This is a genomic window from Streptomyces monomycini, from assembly GCF_022271435.1.
Lineage (GTDB): Bacteria > Actinomycetota > Actinomycetes > Streptomycetales > Streptomycetaceae > Streptomyces > Streptomyces monomycini.
The window spans coordinates 605932-622396 of sequence record NZ_JAFIQY010000001.1; the positions used below are offsets into that span (position 1 = coordinate 605932).

A 16465-nucleotide genomic window follows, 5' to 3' on the forward strand; every position below is an offset into this window, starting at 1 on the left:
ACGAAAGGGCCGTGATGGGTGCGAACGGCGGGCCGGGCGGCCGGGGCGGGGACGAGGGCGCCGAGGCCGCCGGTCTGGCCGACGTCATCGGCCGCATCCGGGAGGAGTTGGAGACGGCGCAGCGCGAGGGTGAGCGCAGCAGGCTCCGGTTCCTGGTGGACCGCGTCAACGTGGAGTTCTCCGTGCAGGTACGCCGTGAGGGTTCCGGCAGGGGCGGCCTGCGGATCGGTGTGGTCACCGCCGAGGCCGGCGGGGTACTGTCCCGCGAGAGCACCCACCGCATCGAGATCGAACTCAAGCCGCACGACCGGGACGCTCCTCCCGAGGGACCGGGCATCAGCGTGGGCGGACCGTCGTAACGTCGCCTCCCGCCGAGGCGGCCCCCGGGGACGGACACCGGTACGGACGGACGGCAGGCAGGTGGCGGCACCCGCCGTCCGGCGACAGGGCCGCAGGCCCCGCCGTCACCGTACGCGGCGGTAACTCCGCCCGGGCAACCCGTTCGCCGGTCCCCGCGTGCGGCGCGTGCCGGGCCGGGTGAGAGTCGACTCACACATCCCCCTCTCAGAAGGAGAGACCATGCGTCGCACCGCGATAACCGCCGTCGGCATCATCGCCGCCGGGTTCCTCGCCGCCACTCCCGCGGCAGCCGCCACCGCCGGTGGCGGAGGCAAGCACCTGCACCACCACACCGCCAGCCACTACCAGGCCGCCTACCGGCAGGCCGTGAACGCCGGCGGGCCGGACGGAGTGACCATCGGCGAGGCCGGAGCCGTCTCGCACAAGAAGGTCAGCGACCTGGAGAAGCACAAGCACTTCTACCACCACTGGGTGCGCTGACCGTTCGCCACCCGGTTCCCACCACGTTCCCCCGCCGCACCGGCCCGCAGCCCTTCGTCGCCCGCCTGGCGCGAAGGGCTGCGCCATGCGGCCGGCGCCTCCGCGTTCACCAGTCCGCCGGCAGGTATCCCACCCCGTACGCGGCGTTCAGCGGCGTGAAACGCAGGTCGGCGAGAGGAACGCGCAGCCGGAGGCCCGGCAGCCGCCGCAGGACGCGGGGGACGCACACCCGCGGTTCCATACGGGCCAGTTCGGCACCGAGGCAGTGGTGGGCGCCGTGACCGAGGGCCAGGTGGTGCGGTGGTTCGCGGGTGACGTCGAGGCGGTCCAGGCCGTCGGCCAGTTCCTTGTCGCGGTCGGCCGACGGCAGGGAGCACAGTACGTACTCACCCGCCGCGATGTCCTGGCCGGCGATCGTGACGTCCCGCGTCGTCTGGAAGACCTTCCCGAAGGCCACCACCGACAAGTGGCGGATCAGCTCCTCGGCCGTGCCGTCGGGCCGGGTCCGGCCGTCGCGCACCAGCGCCGCCTGGCCTGGGTCGAGGAGGAGCGCGAGCAGGGACAGCCCCAGGGCGCCGCTGATCGTCGCGTACCCGGCCAGCAGCAACTGGCAGGCGATGCGCGCGAGTTCGTCGTCTCCCAGCCCGGTTCCGTGCGCGGTGACCAGGTGGCCGAGGACGTTGTCGCCGGGTGTGGCGCGGGCCGCCTCGACCAGCGCCCGCAGGTAGACGTCCAGGCGCCGGAACGCCCCTGCCTGCGCCTCGTGGACCGGGTGGAAGTCGTGCAGGAGCGCGAGGTCGTGGTGGACGCCCGGCGTCCTCGACGGGAGCCCCCAGCAACTCCAGGAACAGCAACCGGGGTACCGGCAGGGCGAAGGCGGCGATCAGGTCGGCCGGCGGGCCGGCCCGCTCGATGGCGGCAAGGTGCCGGTCGGCCAAAGCCTCGGCACGCGGTTCCAGGGCGCGGGCGCGCCGGGCACTGAATTCCGGGGTGAGCATCCTGCGGATGCGCGCGTGCTCCTCGGGTCCGTACGTGTAGAAGACGCCGGGCCGCGGTGACGGAAACCTTTCGGGCGGCTCCGGGGGTGGCACCGGACCGTTCACGGCGGCGCGGGAACTGAAGCACCGCTGGTCGGCGATGACCCGGCGGGCGTCGGCGTAGCGGATGACCATCCAGGCGCGGGCGCCGGTCGGCAACGTCGTACAAACCACCGGCCGTTCCTCACGGAGCCGGGCGAACTCCTCCGCCGGGTCGAAGGGACAGGAGCGGGAACGGCGCACGAACAGCGGCACGTCCGGATCAGCGGCGCCGGCCCGGCCCTCCGCCCCGCCGCCGCACGCGTCCACGACGTCGCGTTCGGCCAGCCGTACGGGCCACCCCGTAGGCGACGACGGCCCCCATGCTGTGCCCGAAGAGCGCCGGCGGACGGTCGAGCCGTTGGCGCAGCGCCGCGTGCACCTGGTCGGCGAGGTCGGCCATGGAGGTGAGCGGCGGCTCGGCGATACGGTTCTGCCGACCCGGATAGCAGACGGCGCCAACTTCGGTACCGTGCGGTACCCGGTCCTGCCACCCGTGGAAGAAGGTCGCGGCGCCGCCCGCGTGCGGGAAGCGGACCAGCCGCAGCGCGGGGTCCGGCAGCACCCGCCGGCGCAGCAGCCACCGGGAGGCGTCCGTACGGCCCGGAGCGGGTTCGCGGGCGGATACGCCGGTCATACGGGGGCCTCCCGTTCGGGGGTCATACGGAGTCCTTCCGCTCGGGGAGCCGTACGGGGATCCTCCCACCCGGGGGCGGGACCGTCCGGCCCGGGTGATGCGGCGGTACCGCGCAGCGCGGCCACGTCGGCCGCCAGGCGCGCGACGGTCGGCGCGAGGAACACGGTCTTGACGGGCAGGTTCACGCCGAAGCTGTCCTGGCAGCGCTGTACGACCTGAAGTGCGGCCAGGGAGTGCCCGCCCAGGGCGAAGAAGTCGTCATGCAGGCCGATACCTTCGTCGTTACCGAGCACGTCCTGCCAGATGCGCTGGACTTCACGTTCCAGGGGGCTCCATCGACGGCTTCGGCGGCACCGGACTCCTGGCCGGGGAGCGTGCCTTCCGGCCAGCATGGCGCCGTTGTCGATGCCGGAGAGCAGTTCTTACCTGCTGCTGACGAGGGTGAGCGCGTCCGGCAGGGACAGGACGCCCGCGAGGTGGGCGGCGGCGTACTCGCCGAGGCTGTGGCCCGTCAGCACGGAGGGGGCCACTCCGAAGGAGGCGAGCAGCCGGGCGAGGGCGACTTCGGTGATGAAGACGGCGGGCGTCGCAAGGCGCGGGTCCGGGCCGGCGTCCGGCACGGTGTCCTCGCCGGGCCCGGACGGCCGCCGGCACCGGCCACGGCGCGAAACCGTCGCAGCGGCCGGTCCGCGGGGACTGCCCCGCGCGCTCAGGCGGCGGCCCGGAGCTCCGGCTCCGCGTTGTTCCGCTCGACCTCCGCCCGGACCCGGGACAGGGCCCGGCTGATCAGCCGGGAGACGTGCATCTGGGACAGGCCCAGTTCGGCGGCGATGGCGCTCTGCGTCATGTCCTTGAAGAACCGCAGGTAGAGGATGCGGCGTTCACGCTCGGGCAGCCGGGCCAGCGCGGGCTTGACCGTCTCGCGGTCCTCGATGAGGCCGAAGCGGCCGTCGGCCGTGCCGAGGGTGTCCATGAGTGTGTAGTCGTCGTTGTCGCCGCTGCGGTCCAGGGCCACGTCCAGCGACAGGGACCGGTAGGTCTCCAGCGCCTCCAGCCCGAGCACCACGTCGTCCTCCGGGAGCCGGGCGTGCTCGGCGATCTGCGCCACGGTCGGCGACCGGCCGTCCAGGGTGGTGCTCAGCTCCCGTACGGCCTTGCGGACCTTGTTGCGCAGTTCCTGGGTGCGCCGGGGCACGTGCACGTCCCAGGTGTGGTCACGGAAGTGCCGCTTGAGCTCGCCCGTGATGGTGGGGATGGCGAACTGCTCGAAGGCGTCGGCACGCTCGGGGTCGAAGCGGTCGACCGCCTTGACCAGGCCGAGGGCGGCGACCTGCTTGAGGTCGTCCAGCTGCTCGCCGCGCTCGCGCAGCCGCACGGCCTGCCGGTGGGCCAGCGGCAGCCAGGCGGTGATCACACGCTGGCGCAGCCGCTCCTTCTTGGGCCCGTCCGGCAGCGTGACGAGCAGCCGGAGTTCCTCGCTGGTGTCGGGGTCGTCGTGACGGCGCCCGTGGCGGCGCGCGATCATGGTGGTGGCCATCGCCGGCTCTCCTTAGACGCTGGTGGGCGGTTCGCAGGCAGATGAGTGGCCACTCACCGGAAATCGGCAGACTGGCCCCTCTGGGACGGGGTGCCTGCGGTTCCGAAGCACTGACGCTCTTGTGTCCCGGCGTCGGTGCCTCACACACCGGGGCCGGAATTTTTTCCCACCGCTTCTTGCCCTGGGGGCAAGAGCGCAGGCCGACGCCCCCGCGGCCCCGGATCAGGCATCGGGGCGACGGGCGCGCCGGGCGGGCGAGGGGCCGCTATTCCTCCAGCACCACCCGCCCGAACACCGTCGTCGTCAGCCCGAAGAAGTCCGCGTGGACCAGGCGCCGGGCCACCGGGCGGGTGACACCGTTCGCGGTGAGGGTGCCGGTGGCCGTCGTACGGTCCGTGAAGCAGGTCTCGGACTCCTCGACGAGCAGCCGGTACAGGCTCGGGGACGGGAACCGGGAGGGCGGCGGGGTCAGTTCGCCGGTCCAGGCGAAGCCGGTGCCGTCGGGGGTGCAGGTCAGCTCGGCCGTGGCGTCGGTCGCCGTCCAGTCCAGGTCACTGCCGGAGCGGGCCCGCTGCTGCACGGTGGCGGTGACGCGGCGACTGGCCGCCATGCCGTCCCGTCCCGGCCCGGTGAACTCCCCCGCGTCGTTGGCGGCGGCCGGGCCGCTCAGCCCGACGCGGATCCGGCCGTCGGCCGTCATCGCGGCGGTGACGGTACGGCCGGGCATCAGCTGGACGAACTCCCCGGTGACCGCTTTCGACAGGTGCAGGGGATCGACGGCGTACGGCTGGTAGCGCGCGAAGACCGGCCGCAGACAGGGGAAGTAGGCGGGGCTGTCGGCCAGGTCGCCGAGGTCCACGTCGATGTCGCAGGTCCAGAGGCCCAGCTGCGCGTCGTACTCCGGCACGTACGCGGCGACCGTGACCGCCGCCGGCGCGCCGCCGACGGTCTCGGCGAGCAGCCGTCCCGTGGCGGTCACCGCGGCGTTCGGGAAGTTGGCGGGGCGCAGGCGCGGCAGGACAGAGTCGTTCGCCCAGGCGGGGTCGGTGCCGCAGCGGGTGACCAGTTCGGCCGGGAGCCTGCTGCCGGGGTCGAGGACGACGGCGAGGAGTTCGTCGTCCCCCGAACTGAACCAGGGGCGGCGGAGGTGGACGCGTACGCCCGCGCTCCGGCGGGTCCGGGTCACCCGGTGCGCTTCGGTGTCCACCGTGCGTTCCCAGGTGAAGGTGGGGACGGTGTGGCTCACTTCGGGCGGCTCGGGGCGGCGGGTGGCCGGCACCGGCCAGCCCCGCCCGGCGGGTCCGGCGGCGGCCGGGCCCCGGCTGGTGATCAGCTCGGGCCGGTCGGTGATCGCCGGAGGGAAGTACTCACGGAAGCGGGTGGTCGCGGTCGGCGTGTAGGTGACGTTGCGGTGCCGGGTGTCGCGGAAGTCGTGCCGTACGCCGTCGAAGCTGCGGGTGTTCCGGAAGCGGTCGGTGGTGAGGTCGCCCACGTGGTCGTAGCCGGTCACGCGGCGGGGCGCGGACTCCTTGACGTCGTCGAGCCACTCCTCCCAGGTCGCGTCCAGATCGATCTGGCCGGTGCTCCTGGCGTGCAGGGTCAGCGTGCCGGAGACCAGCGCGGAGGTCTCCCCGGCCGCACGGCGGAAGCGCAGGCCGGCCAGGGACGGCGGAGCCAGCGGCTTCTCGACGGCGTGCACGAGGGTGAGTTCCGTCCACGGCGTGATCATCCAGTTCTCGCCGGCCGCCGACGCGGCCGTCAGGCCCCGCTGCTGCTCCGGGGTCAGGCGCAGCGGGTCGTTCCACAGGGGCGAGGCGGTCAGCAGCCGCCAGACGCGGAACAGCGGGAGGTCCGCCTCCGCGATCCGGCAGCTCATCCGGACGGTCACCACCTCCGCCTTCGGCACGTACACGGTCAGGACGCCGCCCACCGGCGGGTCCGGCGGGCGGTCCCCCTCCACGATCCGCAGCCGCAGCGGCCGTGCCTGCGGCCAGGTGCCGGTGAAGTCGTAGGTGCGGTGGGGGTCGGCGCCCGTGCCCGGCAGTCCGCGCAGGGCGATGCCGCGGGCGGGGACGTCGGGCAGGTACGGGAGCAGGAGCCGTTCGGCGTCGTGGACGACGTACTCGCCGGTGTGCAGGCCGTCGCCGCGTGCCACCGGCAGTTCGGTCAGGGGCGAGGTGTCGTGCGGGCTGTGCTTGGCGACGTGGATCTCCTTCGCGGCCTTCAGGTCGCGGGTGACGCGGGGGTCCTCGGGGAGGCTGACCACCGTGTCGAGGTAGCTGCCCGCCTCGCGGGACGCCGCGGCGAAGTACTGGCGGCGCAGGGCCTCGGGCTTGCCGGGGCCGAAGACCGCGTCGTACACACCGTGCTGCTCGGCCATCTGGAGCGCGCTCTTGGGCGGGCTGAGGTGCCGTTCGTCGAAGGCGCGGTAGCGGCGGTCGAGGCCGTCGGCGGGCGAGTTCTTCCCGTGGTCGGGGACCTGCGGGTTGCGGAGGTCGGCCCATTCCCCGGGCGACAGCGGCCGTCCGTCCTCGTCGACGGTGCTGCGGATGACCAGGTGCGGTTCCGACTCGCCTTCCAGGAACGGCCACCTCGGCACGATCACGGGCGGCGGTACGGGTTCCCATCGGCCGTACGTGACGGGCTCGGTGGCGGTGCCCTCCACGGCGGGCGCCCCGGGGCCGAGGCTGTTGCCCGCGAGATCGACCAGGCGGGCGCGCAGCCGGTACGTACGGCCGTAGCGCAGGGCGGGCAGCGTGCCGGGGGTGGGCCGGAAAGCGGCGGCGAGCGGGAAGCGGTCGGAGATCTCGGGTGCGGGCACCTGCGGCCGGTTGTCGGCGCCGAGGGTCCGGCCGGGCGGCGGGGCGGCCAGGCTCCAGCCGTGCCAGCCGAACAGTGCCTGGTGGACGTAGAGCTGGTGGTCGGCGGCGCGGTCGCGGGTGACGGCGGACGCCTTGACGTGCCCCTCGTCGGGTGCGGCGGTGAGCGGTACGGCCGGCGCGCCGGGACGCCTGATCGCGTACTCCCCCGTCCGCGCGCACAGCGGGTACCAGGCGGTGACGCGCCCGGTCCGCTCGTCCGCCACGCCGACGTCCACGCGCAGGCCGCGGACGAGGTGCGCGGCGTCCAGGACCGCGGCGGCGACGGGCTGCCCGTCGGGGCCGACGCCCGCCGTGTGCCGCGCGTCGGCCTCCATCTGGTCGGCCAGGGTCCGGTCGCGGTCGTCGTGGACGACGGTCAGGCCCGCGCCGTGCAGGGCCGGTACGGCGGTGGGGTCGGCGGCGACGGCCGTGCCCGGTTCGCCCGTCCCGCTGAGGTACTGGTCGATGACGCGGGAGAACTCCACGAACTTCATCGCGGCGCCGTCGAGGTCCAGGTCGGTGGTGTGCACGGTGTCGGCGCCCAGCCTGAGCATCCGGTGGCCGTGGAAGCCGTCGTCGGCGGCGTACGGTTCGAAGCGCCGGCCGGGGACGTACCGCAGCGCCGTCCAGGGACGCAGCGTCTCGTCGGCGTTCAGGTGGTCCTGGGCCGCCGTGAAGGCCACCCGGGCCTGCCAGTGGTCGGCGAGACCGGCCGGGGGTGTGACGAGCAGGTCGAGGGCGAGGCCGAAGCGGCGCAGGAGCTCGGGGTAGTCGGCGAGGAGGGCGCACGCGGTGTGGAAGTCGAAGTCCGGCGCCTGCGGGGGCGGTTCGGCCTCGGGTGCGGCCTGGGACGGTACGGCGGCGGAGGCCGCAGGGCGCGCGGCCCGGTCGTAGAAGCGGTACATCTCGGCGAGTCCGAGCAGCGCGCTGTCCTGCATGTAGTCGCGTGCGGCGCGGTCCATGTGCCGGGGGCGGTACAGGTGGGGGTCGGCGGTGGCGTCCTGCTGTCCGGCGGGCGGGGCGCCGAGGAGGCCGTCGAGCCGGGGGTAGGTGGTGCCGACCTGGCCGGAGAAGGCCCGGATGGTGCGGGTCAGGACGTCGGTGAGGTCGCTGCCCTGGGGGTGGTCCCAGTCGGCGGCGGGCCCCTGCGCCTCCAGGGGCGCCGCGAGGTTCAGCTCGCTGCCTTCGGCCGGCGGGTTCGCCCGGCGGTCGGCCGTCGCGCTCACCGCCGCCTCGTACAGCGCCGTGACCTGGTCGTGCACCGCCCCGGCGGGGAACGAGCGCAGCACCGGGAGCGGTGCCGCCGTGGCGGTGAAGGCACCGGAGGGCGCGTGGACCACCGTGTCGGGCCTGAACAGCTCGGTCCACAGCGCGCTGTCGGCCGGCGGGAAGCGCCCGGTCTGGACCGTGGTGGGGACGAGGACGCCCGGCCCGGTGGTGCCGGGCGCGCGGAAGGCGACCTGAAGCGCGGGCGCGTATGTGCGCAGGGTGTCCGGCCAGTCGCGGAAGCCCTGGAAGGCGTCGAGGCGGGTGCCGCCGGTGAGGCGGGGGCTGACCAGCACCGTCAGCCGCAGTGTGCCGTCGGCGGCCGGGCCGTCGGGCAGTACGGTCCACCGGATCGTCTCGGGCATGGCTCAGCTCACTTCCGCGAAGGCAGTGCAGTACTCGGTGACGGGGTCGCGCCGGGCGCCGGTGGCCGGGTCGGTGTAGGGCGCCATCATGTCGGCGTACGTGGGCGGCCGGGGTGGCTCCTGCGCCGCCGCCCCCGCGCCGCCGAGCGGGGCGGGGGGCGGCCCGCTGCCCACGAAGCGCTTCTCGCACTCGATCGTGACCGACTGCGACCAGAAGCCGATGTGCACGCTGACGGAGATCCTGGCCCGCCCGTAGACGGTTCCGGTGGCGGTCTCGAAGGTGAGGTCGAGGTAGATCTCGATGGAGGCGGAGACGATGCCGAGGACGTCGACCTCGCCGCGGGCCCGGAAGTAACCGGTCAGCCGGGACTCCCCGGTCTGCAGCTCCAGGCGGAAGTAGATGCCCGCCATGACGGACAGGCTGCCGCTGGCGACACCGAAGTTGAGGGAGACGGCGGCGCCGAATTCGAGGCCCGCCTCCAGGACGGCCACCCGCTGGGGCGTGAGGACGATGCCGAAGAACCCGCCGCCGCCGAGCAGCGAGACGGTGAGCCGGAAGGGGGCCTGCCGGCTGCAGAAGGAGAAGCCGATCTCCAGTGACCGGCCGAGGAAGGGCAGGTCGAGGTAGGCGTCCAGGCGCAGGTTCTCCAGGCTGAACACGCCGATGGCCAGGTTCGGCAGCGGCAGCCCGTACCGGGCGACGATGCCGGAGGGCGTGACCTGGATGCCCGGCGGGTCGCTGAAGCCGTCCACCGGGATGAGCTTGCGCAGCGTCTGGACGAAGGAGAGCGGACCGATGAAGTCGACGCTCTTGAGGACGACGTCGATGTCGGGTTTGCGGCCGGCCCGGGCGGTGAAGCGGACGTGTTGGAAGCTCAGCCGCAGCGCGTTGAACTTCGGCACGAGGATCAGGGCGAAGTTCTCCAGGCTGCAACTGACGTCAGCGCCGACGCTCAGGTCCCGGCGCAGGGAGCCGCGCAGATCCACGACGAGGGACAGCCGCCCGTCGGCGTCCGGCAGGAAGACCGGTGAGCCGTCCAGGAGGACGGGCTGAATGTCCGGGTTCCACTCCAGGCGCGCGTTGACGGTCTCCGGCAGCCGGAAGCCGTTGGCGGCCTGCTGGACGGCGTCGCGCAGCGCGACGACCTCTCCGGCGGCCCGGGTCCAGGTCGCGATCTGCTGTTGGACACGGGTGAGCAGGGCCCGTACGCCCGGGTCGGCGCCGGCGGGCAGGGTGTTCAGCAGGTTGGTCAGGGCGGTGGTGAAGGCGGCGAAGGCGGTGTCGACCTGCTGCATCGTGATCGGCCCGGTACGGCCGGCGAGCCCCTGGGCCACGAAGTCCCCGACGACGGTGACGAACTTCTCCGCCGTGTCGGCGACCTGGCGGGCGGCGGCCGGGTAGCGGTCGAGTTCGTGGGTGAGCAGCTGCCGGGCGCGGCCGAGGTCGGAGAGGAAGCCGGTGACCGCGCTGACCGTCTCGGTGAAGAAGTTGGGCACCTTCAGGGCCTTGCCGAGCCCGTCCACGCCCTTGATCACTTCGGCGAGCGGCACCACGCCCAGCAGGCTCGGGCCGACCGCGTCGAGGACGTCCAGCGGGCGGAAGAACTCCTCCGGGCGGAAGGTTCCGTCGGCGATGAGCTGGAGCGGGTCCTCGCCGCCGACGGCCGGGACGCCCGAGACCGGTCCGGTCAGGCGGGACAGTCCGGACACGATCATGCTGGGTGCGGTGAGGCCGCCGGACCGGTCGCTCTGCCGGCCGAAGTCCATCCGCAGCGGCTGGTTCTCGGGGGTGAGCAGGCTGAGGAAGACCTGCCCCGCGTTGGCCTTGCGGACCGGGCCGCCGACGGTGTCGAAGCCGGACAGGGCGTACCGCTTCGCATAGGCGACGGGCACCGTGGCGTCCGTACCGCTGAGCCGTCCGACGGCGGGCACGACGGCCTGCGCCCAGCGCAGTTGCGGCAGGAACTGCGCGTTCTTCGACACGGCCGGGTCGCCCGGCGCCGGGTCGGCCAGCGCGGGCGGCGCCGCCATGCCCCACACCATCCGGGTCACGTCGAGCCGGGTGTCGTCGGGCCGGAGGACGGGCGCGAGCGCCACCGACTGGCCGAGGAGGTCGGCGCTGGCCTCGACCGGGTGCTCCGCCGCCGCGGCGCCGGGCGCGGCGGCGGCGGCCGGCGGGTTGCGGTCCAGCGCGTTGTACTCGGCGACGGCCGCGGCGAGTCCGGTGCCGGTGGCCAGCGTCTCGTCGAGGAAGAGCAGCGGCGTACGGAACTCGACGGCGTTCCCGCCGTGGTCGACCGCGGTGACCTTGAAGTGGAACGGCTGCTCCGCGGGGGTCGCGGGGAAGAACTTGCGCCGGTCGACGGGCGGTACGAGGTTCGGAGTCTCCACGGTGTCCAGGCGCACGCTGGTGAAGGGGAACAGCACGTTCGCCAGGTCGCTCGCGGGGTCGGGCCCGGTGGGCAGCGCGGTCTTCGGGTCGTACGTGCGCAACGGCTGCCGTACCACGACGAACTCCCGCTGGATCAGGTAGGCGGCCCGGGAGTCGTCGAACTTCCGCTCGGTGACGCGGACATAGACCGCCTTGTGCCCGAAGGGGCACAGGAACCCCTCGCGCATCACCCGGACGTAGTGGTCGCGTCCCATGGTGGCCCGGTGGCGCCATTCGGAGAGCGAGACGCCGCGCGGCCGTCGCGGCCAGGAGCCGAGGCCGTCCAGCCAGCCGCCGGCCGTGGAGAGCATCAGCAGCCGTACGGACACGGGCTGCGGGACGTACGGGCTGCCGTCCGGCCCGACCAGGCCCGCGCCGGTGGTGAGGTCGACGATGTCCCGCCGGTCGTCCGGCTCCAGCGCCTGCCGGAAGGCGTACGGCGCGCCCGGGTCGCCGCCGCGTTCGCGGTTCCACACCGCGCGGACCGTCCCGGCGTCGAGCCGGGTGTGCCAGAGCGGGACGCGGGCGCCCGGCTCGGGCGCCGGAATCCTGCCCCGGTGGATCCACCTTCCCCGCTGCGAGGGCGACAGGTACAGCCGGTAGGGAAGTTCGATGCCGGTACGGGGGCGGGCCGGGTCGGCGAGCGGGTCCTGCGGCCCGGCCGCCGCGGCCGGTGCTCCGGCTTCCGTTCCCTCCGGTACGGCCGGTACTCCGGCTTCCGTTTCCGCCGCCGCCTCGCCCCCCGCCACCTCGCCCCCCGTCACCGCGCCCGCCGCTTCCGCGAGGGCACGCGAGGTCTCGGGGCCGAAGCGGGCGGTGAGTTCGGTCGTCGTCCGCAGAAGCCGCACGAGTGCCATGGCGCGGGCCGCGGCGTCCTGCCCGTCCGGTGTGACGGGCGGCGGCCGGAACGCCGGTGCCACGGGAGCCGGCGTGTCCGGTTCCCGTGCCGCGTCCACGACGCGCAGCGGGAGCCTGCGCATGGCGTCGAGCAGTCCGTCCTCGGTGAACGGCACCGCGTCCCGCGGGCCCACCTCGAAGACGAGGACGCTCCGGCCGCTGATCAGGGAGCCCACGGGCAGGTCGCGGGACTCCCCCGGCACTTCGTCGCTGAAGGCCTGTTCCACCGTGTGCTGCGGTCCGAAGGTGACCGCGATCCAGCCGTCCGCCTGCGCGTTCGCGCGGACCAGCCGCCGGTCCCCGCCGGTCCCTTCCACCGTCAGCCCGGCGAAGCCGAACGACAGGTCCAGCAGGTCGGTGCCGCGCAGCAGACGCAGCGCTGCCGGAGTGCTCATGACGCCCCCTAGCTCTGCGCGCCGGGCGGGCCCTCCCGTCCCTCGCGCGCAGCCCCGCCTACCTCCTATCTCCAACGGCGCGCCCGCACCAGACGGTACGCAGCGCTCCAACAGGGGCAAATGTGTTCGGGGTTTCCTCAGGGCGTCCCGCACACCTTGCGGGGCGCCTCGTCCGGCAGGTACGCGGCGTGTTCCGCACGCGTCAGCTCGCGGTTGACGGCGCGGCAGATTCTCTTGACGGACTCGGCAGGGCCGGGCAGGGACACCTCCCGCAGGCGTACCACTCCGTCGCTGCTGCCGGTGGCCAGCGAACGGCCGTCGGGGCTGAACGCCACCGACCGTACGAGGCCGGTCTGGCCCGCGTAGGTGGCGCGGGCCTGGCCGGTGGCCACGTCCCACAGCCGTACGCTGCCGGTGTCCCGCCCGCTGGCGGCCAGGGTCAGGCCGTCGGGGGTGAACGCCACCGCGCCCAGCGCGCCGATGGTGTGCCCGGTGATGGTGGTGCGGGCCTTGCCGGTGACCACGTCCCACAGCCGTACCGACCCGTCCGCGCCGCCGCCGGCCAGGGTACGGCCGTCCGGACTGAACGCGACCACTCCGGCGTTGCCCCGAGGGCCGGTCAGGACGTTCCGGGCCCGGCCGGTGGCCACATTCCACAGCCGTACGGGGCCGTCCCGGCTGCCGCTCGCCAGGGTCCGGCCGTTCCGGCTGAAGGCGACCGAAGTGGCCGGATCGGTACGGGAGGCGGACAGGGTCCGGGTCCGGTGGCTGCGGGTGTCCCACAGCAACACCGCACCGGACCCGTCGGTACCGGCCAAGGTCCGGCCGTCCGGACCGAAGGCCACCGCATCCCCCTTGAACCGCGCCAGAGTGGCGCGGAGTCTGCCGGTGGCCACGTCCCAGACGCGCAGGCCGGTGCGTCTGCCGGTGGTGGCGAGGGTGCGGCCGTCGGGGCTGAACGCCACCGCGCGGACGCGGTCGCTACCGCCGCTGCCGGACCGGCGGCCGAGCGTCCGGCTCCCGCGCGTGCCCAGGTCCCAGACCCGTACGGTGCCGTCGTCACTGCCGCTGGCCAGGGTACGGCCGCCCCGGCCGTACGCCACGGCGCCCACCGGCCCGGAGTGTCCGGTCAGGGTGGTGAGGGTATCGCCGAGGGCGGTGTTCCACAGCCGGACCGTGCCGTCGTCGCTGCCGCTGGCCATCGTGTGCCCGTCCGGGCTGAACGCCACCGAGCTGACGCGGCGCGCGTGGCCGGGGAGGGTGCCGAGGTTCGCGCCGGTGGCCACGTCCCACAGCCGTACGGTGCCGTCGTCGCTGCCGCCGCCCAGGATGCGGCCGGACGGGCCGAAGACCATGGCGAGCACGTATCCGGCGGGTCCGGCGAGGGTGGTGCGGACCTTGCCGGCGGCCACGTCCCACAGCTTGATGGCGGCCTCGTTGCTGCCGTAGATGGCCAGCGTGCGCCCGTCCGGGCCGAACGCCACCGCCCTGTTGCTGCCCGCGGGCGATTCGAGCCGGGCGCGGGCGGCGCCGGTGGCCGCGTCCCACAGGCGTACGGTCCCGTCCAGGCTGCCGGTGGCCACCGAGCGTCCGTCGGGCGCGAAGGCCACCGAGACGACCTTCCCGGTGTGACCGCGCAGCGTCGCGATGAGCGCGCCGGTGGCCGCGTTCCACAGGCGCACGGTGCCGTCGGTGCCGCCGGCGGCCAGGGTGCGGCCGTCCCGGCTGAAGGCCGTGGTCGCCACCGGGCCGCCGTGCCCGCCGAACGTCGCGCGGATACGGCCGGTGGCCACGTCCCACAGCCGCCAGACTCCGCCACTGGTGCTGCCCGCCAGCGTGCGCCCGTCGGCGCTGAAGGACAGGGCGGCGAGGGTCCGCGCGGGCGCGGGGAGGGTGGCGCGGGCCGTTCCGGCGGGCACGTTCCACAGCCGTACGGTGGCATCGCGCCCGCCACCGGTGGCGAGGGTGCGCCCGTCGGGGCTGAACGCAACCGCCCGCACCCCGCCGGAGTGCGCGTCGAGCCGGCGCCGCAGCGGCACGTCCACCGCGCTGAACAGCCCCGCGACGGCTTCCTTGGTGGGAGCGGTCCGGTAGGCGTGGACCGCCAGGAGGGAGGACAGGTCCGGCCAGTCCCCCATGAGGGCGGAGGACTGGGCGGCGAGCTGCCGCGACAGGGAGATCCGCTGGGCGGCCACCGCCGCGTCGCGCTGCCGTTCACTGGTACGGAACTGGTCCCAGGCGACCAGTCCGGCGGCGAGGGCGAGGGCGAGGAGGACGGACAGGGTGGCGGCGGACTGGCGCAGCCGGCGGGTGGTCCGGGCTGCGGCACGGCGTTCGCGGTCGCGCGCCGCGAGGCTGGCGGTGAGGAAAGCGCGCTCCAGGGGGGTGAGTTCGTCAGGAGTGCCGGCAGAGGACGACGCGGGACCGATCTCCTCCTGCGGGCCGGGCGCCTTCTGCGGAGCGAACGCCTCCGCCGGGCCGCGCGCCTCCTCCGCGGCGAACGCCTCCTCCGCGGCGTCCAGACGGGTGCCGCGGTACAACGCCCCCGGATCGTGGTCGAGTTCGTCCCACAGCCCGGCCGCCTCCGTCAGCCGCCGGTGCACGATCAGGCGCCCGCGGTCCTCCTCGATCCAGCCGCGCAGCCGCGGCCAGGACGTGATCAGCGCTTCGTGGGCCAGGTCCACGGTGTCCTGGTCCACCGTGATCAGACGGGCCCTGGCCAGCTGTTCGACGACCTGGGCGGCGTCCGGGTCACCGGCGTCCAGCTCTCCCCTGGCCGCGGGCCGGCGGGTGTCGGCCGATCCTTCGCCCGGGGTGATCAGGCGCAGCAGCATCCGGCGGGCCGTCCCGGCCTGCCGCGGCGAGAGCCGGCCGTAGAGCTGTTCGGCGGTCTGGGCGACCGCGCCGTGGACGCCGCCCGCCGCCTCGTACGCCTGGAGCGTCAGGGTACGGCCGCGGCGCCGCCGCCAGGTCTCCAGCAGGACGTGCGAGAGCAGGGGCAGGCTGCCGGGCTCCTCGGCCATCTCCTCGACGAGGCGGGCGGTCAGCGACCGCTCCACGATCAGGCCCTCGGCGGCCGCGGGCTTGACGATCGCCTCCCGCAGTTCCTGCGGTGACATCGGGCCGATGGGCAGGCTCGCCTCGTGGATCACACCGGCCAGTTCCCGGTGCGCCAGGCACCTGCCGTAGAAGTCCGCCCGTACGCCCAGCACCACCCGCAGGCGGCTCGCGGGGTCGTGGGCCGTCAGCACGCGGCGGATGAACGCGTTCCGTTCGTCGGGGTCCGCGCAGAGGGTGAAGACCTCCTCGAACTGGTCCACCACGAGCCAGGTGTCCCCCGGCGTCCCGGCCGGGGCGAACAGCCGTCCGGCGTCGCGCTCGGGGTGGGCGCCGGGGGTGAGGACGCGGATCGCGGCGGGCGGGGGAAAGCCGAGCGGCGGGCCGGCGGCGGGCTGCCGCAGGCGGGCGATGAGCCCGGCGCGCAGCAGGGAGGACTTTCCGCTGCCGGACGGGCCGAACACGGCGACGACCCGGCGCTCGCGCACCCGCCGGAGAAGTTCCTCCGTGAGCCGGCGGCGGCCGAAGTAGCGCGCGTGGTCGTCCGGTTCGAAACGGGCCAGGCCGCGGTAGGGCGCGACGGCGCCGTCCTCCTCCGCTTCGAGGACGCGGGCCGCGTCCTCCCGTACGGCTTCGTGCCAGCGCCGCTGCCAGTGCCCGGTGTCCCCGCCGCACGCCGTCACATAGGCCAGCGCGACCGGGAGGGACGGCAGCTTCTCCCCCGCCGCCGCCTGGGAGAGTACGGCGGCCGAGTAGGCCGCCCGCTCCGCCATGGCCCGGTAGGTCGGACTGCCCGCCTCCAGGCGCAGCTTGCGCAGTTCGTACGCGAACCGCTGTACCGGACCCGCCCCGGGGTCCACGGGCTTTTCGCGACGCCCCATGCGGCCTCCGCGCCGAGCTGACCGGGAACGCCACGGTACGGAGCCGGGCGGGGCGCCACAAGGCCCCTTCCGGCCGTGCGGGGCATTGATTGGGCGCACGGAAAGGGGCTGCCAATCAATGGCCGGTGCGGTGAAGTGGGCCGTACCTGCGCCGGTCCACGGTGCCCGCGTCCGCCCCCTCCGGCGTCGACGGGGCCGGGCCGGCGCAGCACCGCACCGCGG

The 16465-nt window shown here is 74.4% G+C and carries 10 protein-coding genes; 2 read left to right on the top strand and 8 right to left on the bottom strand.

The window, feature by feature from the left end; translation table 11 throughout:
- Positions 1-14 precede the first annotated feature (14 nt).
- Complete coding sequence (locus tag JXZ78_RS02530; protein WP_030018620.1) at positions 15-359, top strand: trypco2 family protein; 345 nt, start codon at positions 15-17, stop codon at positions 357-359.
- 220 nt (positions 360-579) lie between these two features.
- Positions 580-840, top strand: a complete 261-nt coding sequence (locus tag JXZ78_RS02535; protein ID WP_030018621.1) for a hypothetical protein — start codon at positions 580-582, stop codon at positions 838-840.
- Positions 841-946: 106 nt separating this feature from the next.
- Here the strand turns inward: JXZ78_RS02535 and JXZ78_RS02540 are convergent, their stop codons facing one another.
- The 8 genes from JXZ78_RS02540 to JXZ78_RS02575 all read right to left on the bottom strand — a co-directional run bounded on the left by JXZ78_RS02540 (position 947) and on the right by JXZ78_RS02575 (position 16243).
- Positions 947-1447 (bottom strand): cytochrome P450, encoded by a 501-nt coding sequence (locus JXZ78_RS02540; protein ID WP_050502174.1) that lies wholly within the window; start codon positions 1445-1447, stop codon positions 947-949.
- A gap of 692 nt (positions 1448-2139) precedes the next feature.
- Entirely contained in the window at positions 2140-2553 is a 414-nt protein-coding gene (locus tag JXZ78_RS02545) for a thioesterase II family protein (RefSeq protein WP_050502175.1), read from the bottom strand.
- On the bottom strand, positions 2550-2945 hold the full coding sequence (locus tag JXZ78_RS02550) for an acyl carrier protein (RefSeq protein ID WP_078624032.1): 396 nt from the start codon (positions 2943-2945) through the stop codon (positions 2550-2552). The genes JXZ78_RS02545 and JXZ78_RS02550 overlap by 4 nt, the downstream gene beginning before the upstream one ends.
- A gap of 30 nt (positions 2946-2975) precedes the next feature.
- Positions 2976-3173: an acyltransferase domain-containing protein gene (locus JXZ78_RS02555; RefSeq protein WP_030018624.1), complete on the bottom strand. Its 198-nt coding sequence runs from the start codon at positions 3171-3173 to the stop codon at positions 2976-2978.
- Positions 3174-3262: 89 nt separating this feature from the next.
- Positions 3263-4090, bottom strand: a complete 828-nt coding sequence (locus JXZ78_RS02560) for a SigB/SigF/SigG family RNA polymerase sigma factor (RefSeq protein ID WP_030018625.1) — start codon at positions 4088-4090, stop codon at positions 3263-3265.
- A 265-nt stretch (positions 4091-4355) separates the two neighbouring features.
- Entirely contained in the window at positions 4356-8582 is a 4227-nt protein-coding gene (locus tag JXZ78_RS02565) for a hypothetical protein (protein WP_030018626.1), read from the bottom strand.
- A 3-nt stretch (positions 8583-8585) separates the two neighbouring features.
- Entirely contained in the window at positions 8586-12305 is a 3720-nt protein-coding gene (locus JXZ78_RS02570) for a hypothetical protein (RefSeq protein WP_030018627.1), read from the bottom strand.
- Positions 12306-12442: 137 nt separating this feature from the next.
- A complete protein-coding gene (locus tag JXZ78_RS02575; protein ID WP_030018628.1) occupies positions 12443-16243 on the bottom strand; it encodes a WD40 repeat domain-containing protein in 3801 nt (1266 codons plus the stop codon).
- Positions 16244-16465: the final 222 nt, after the last annotated feature.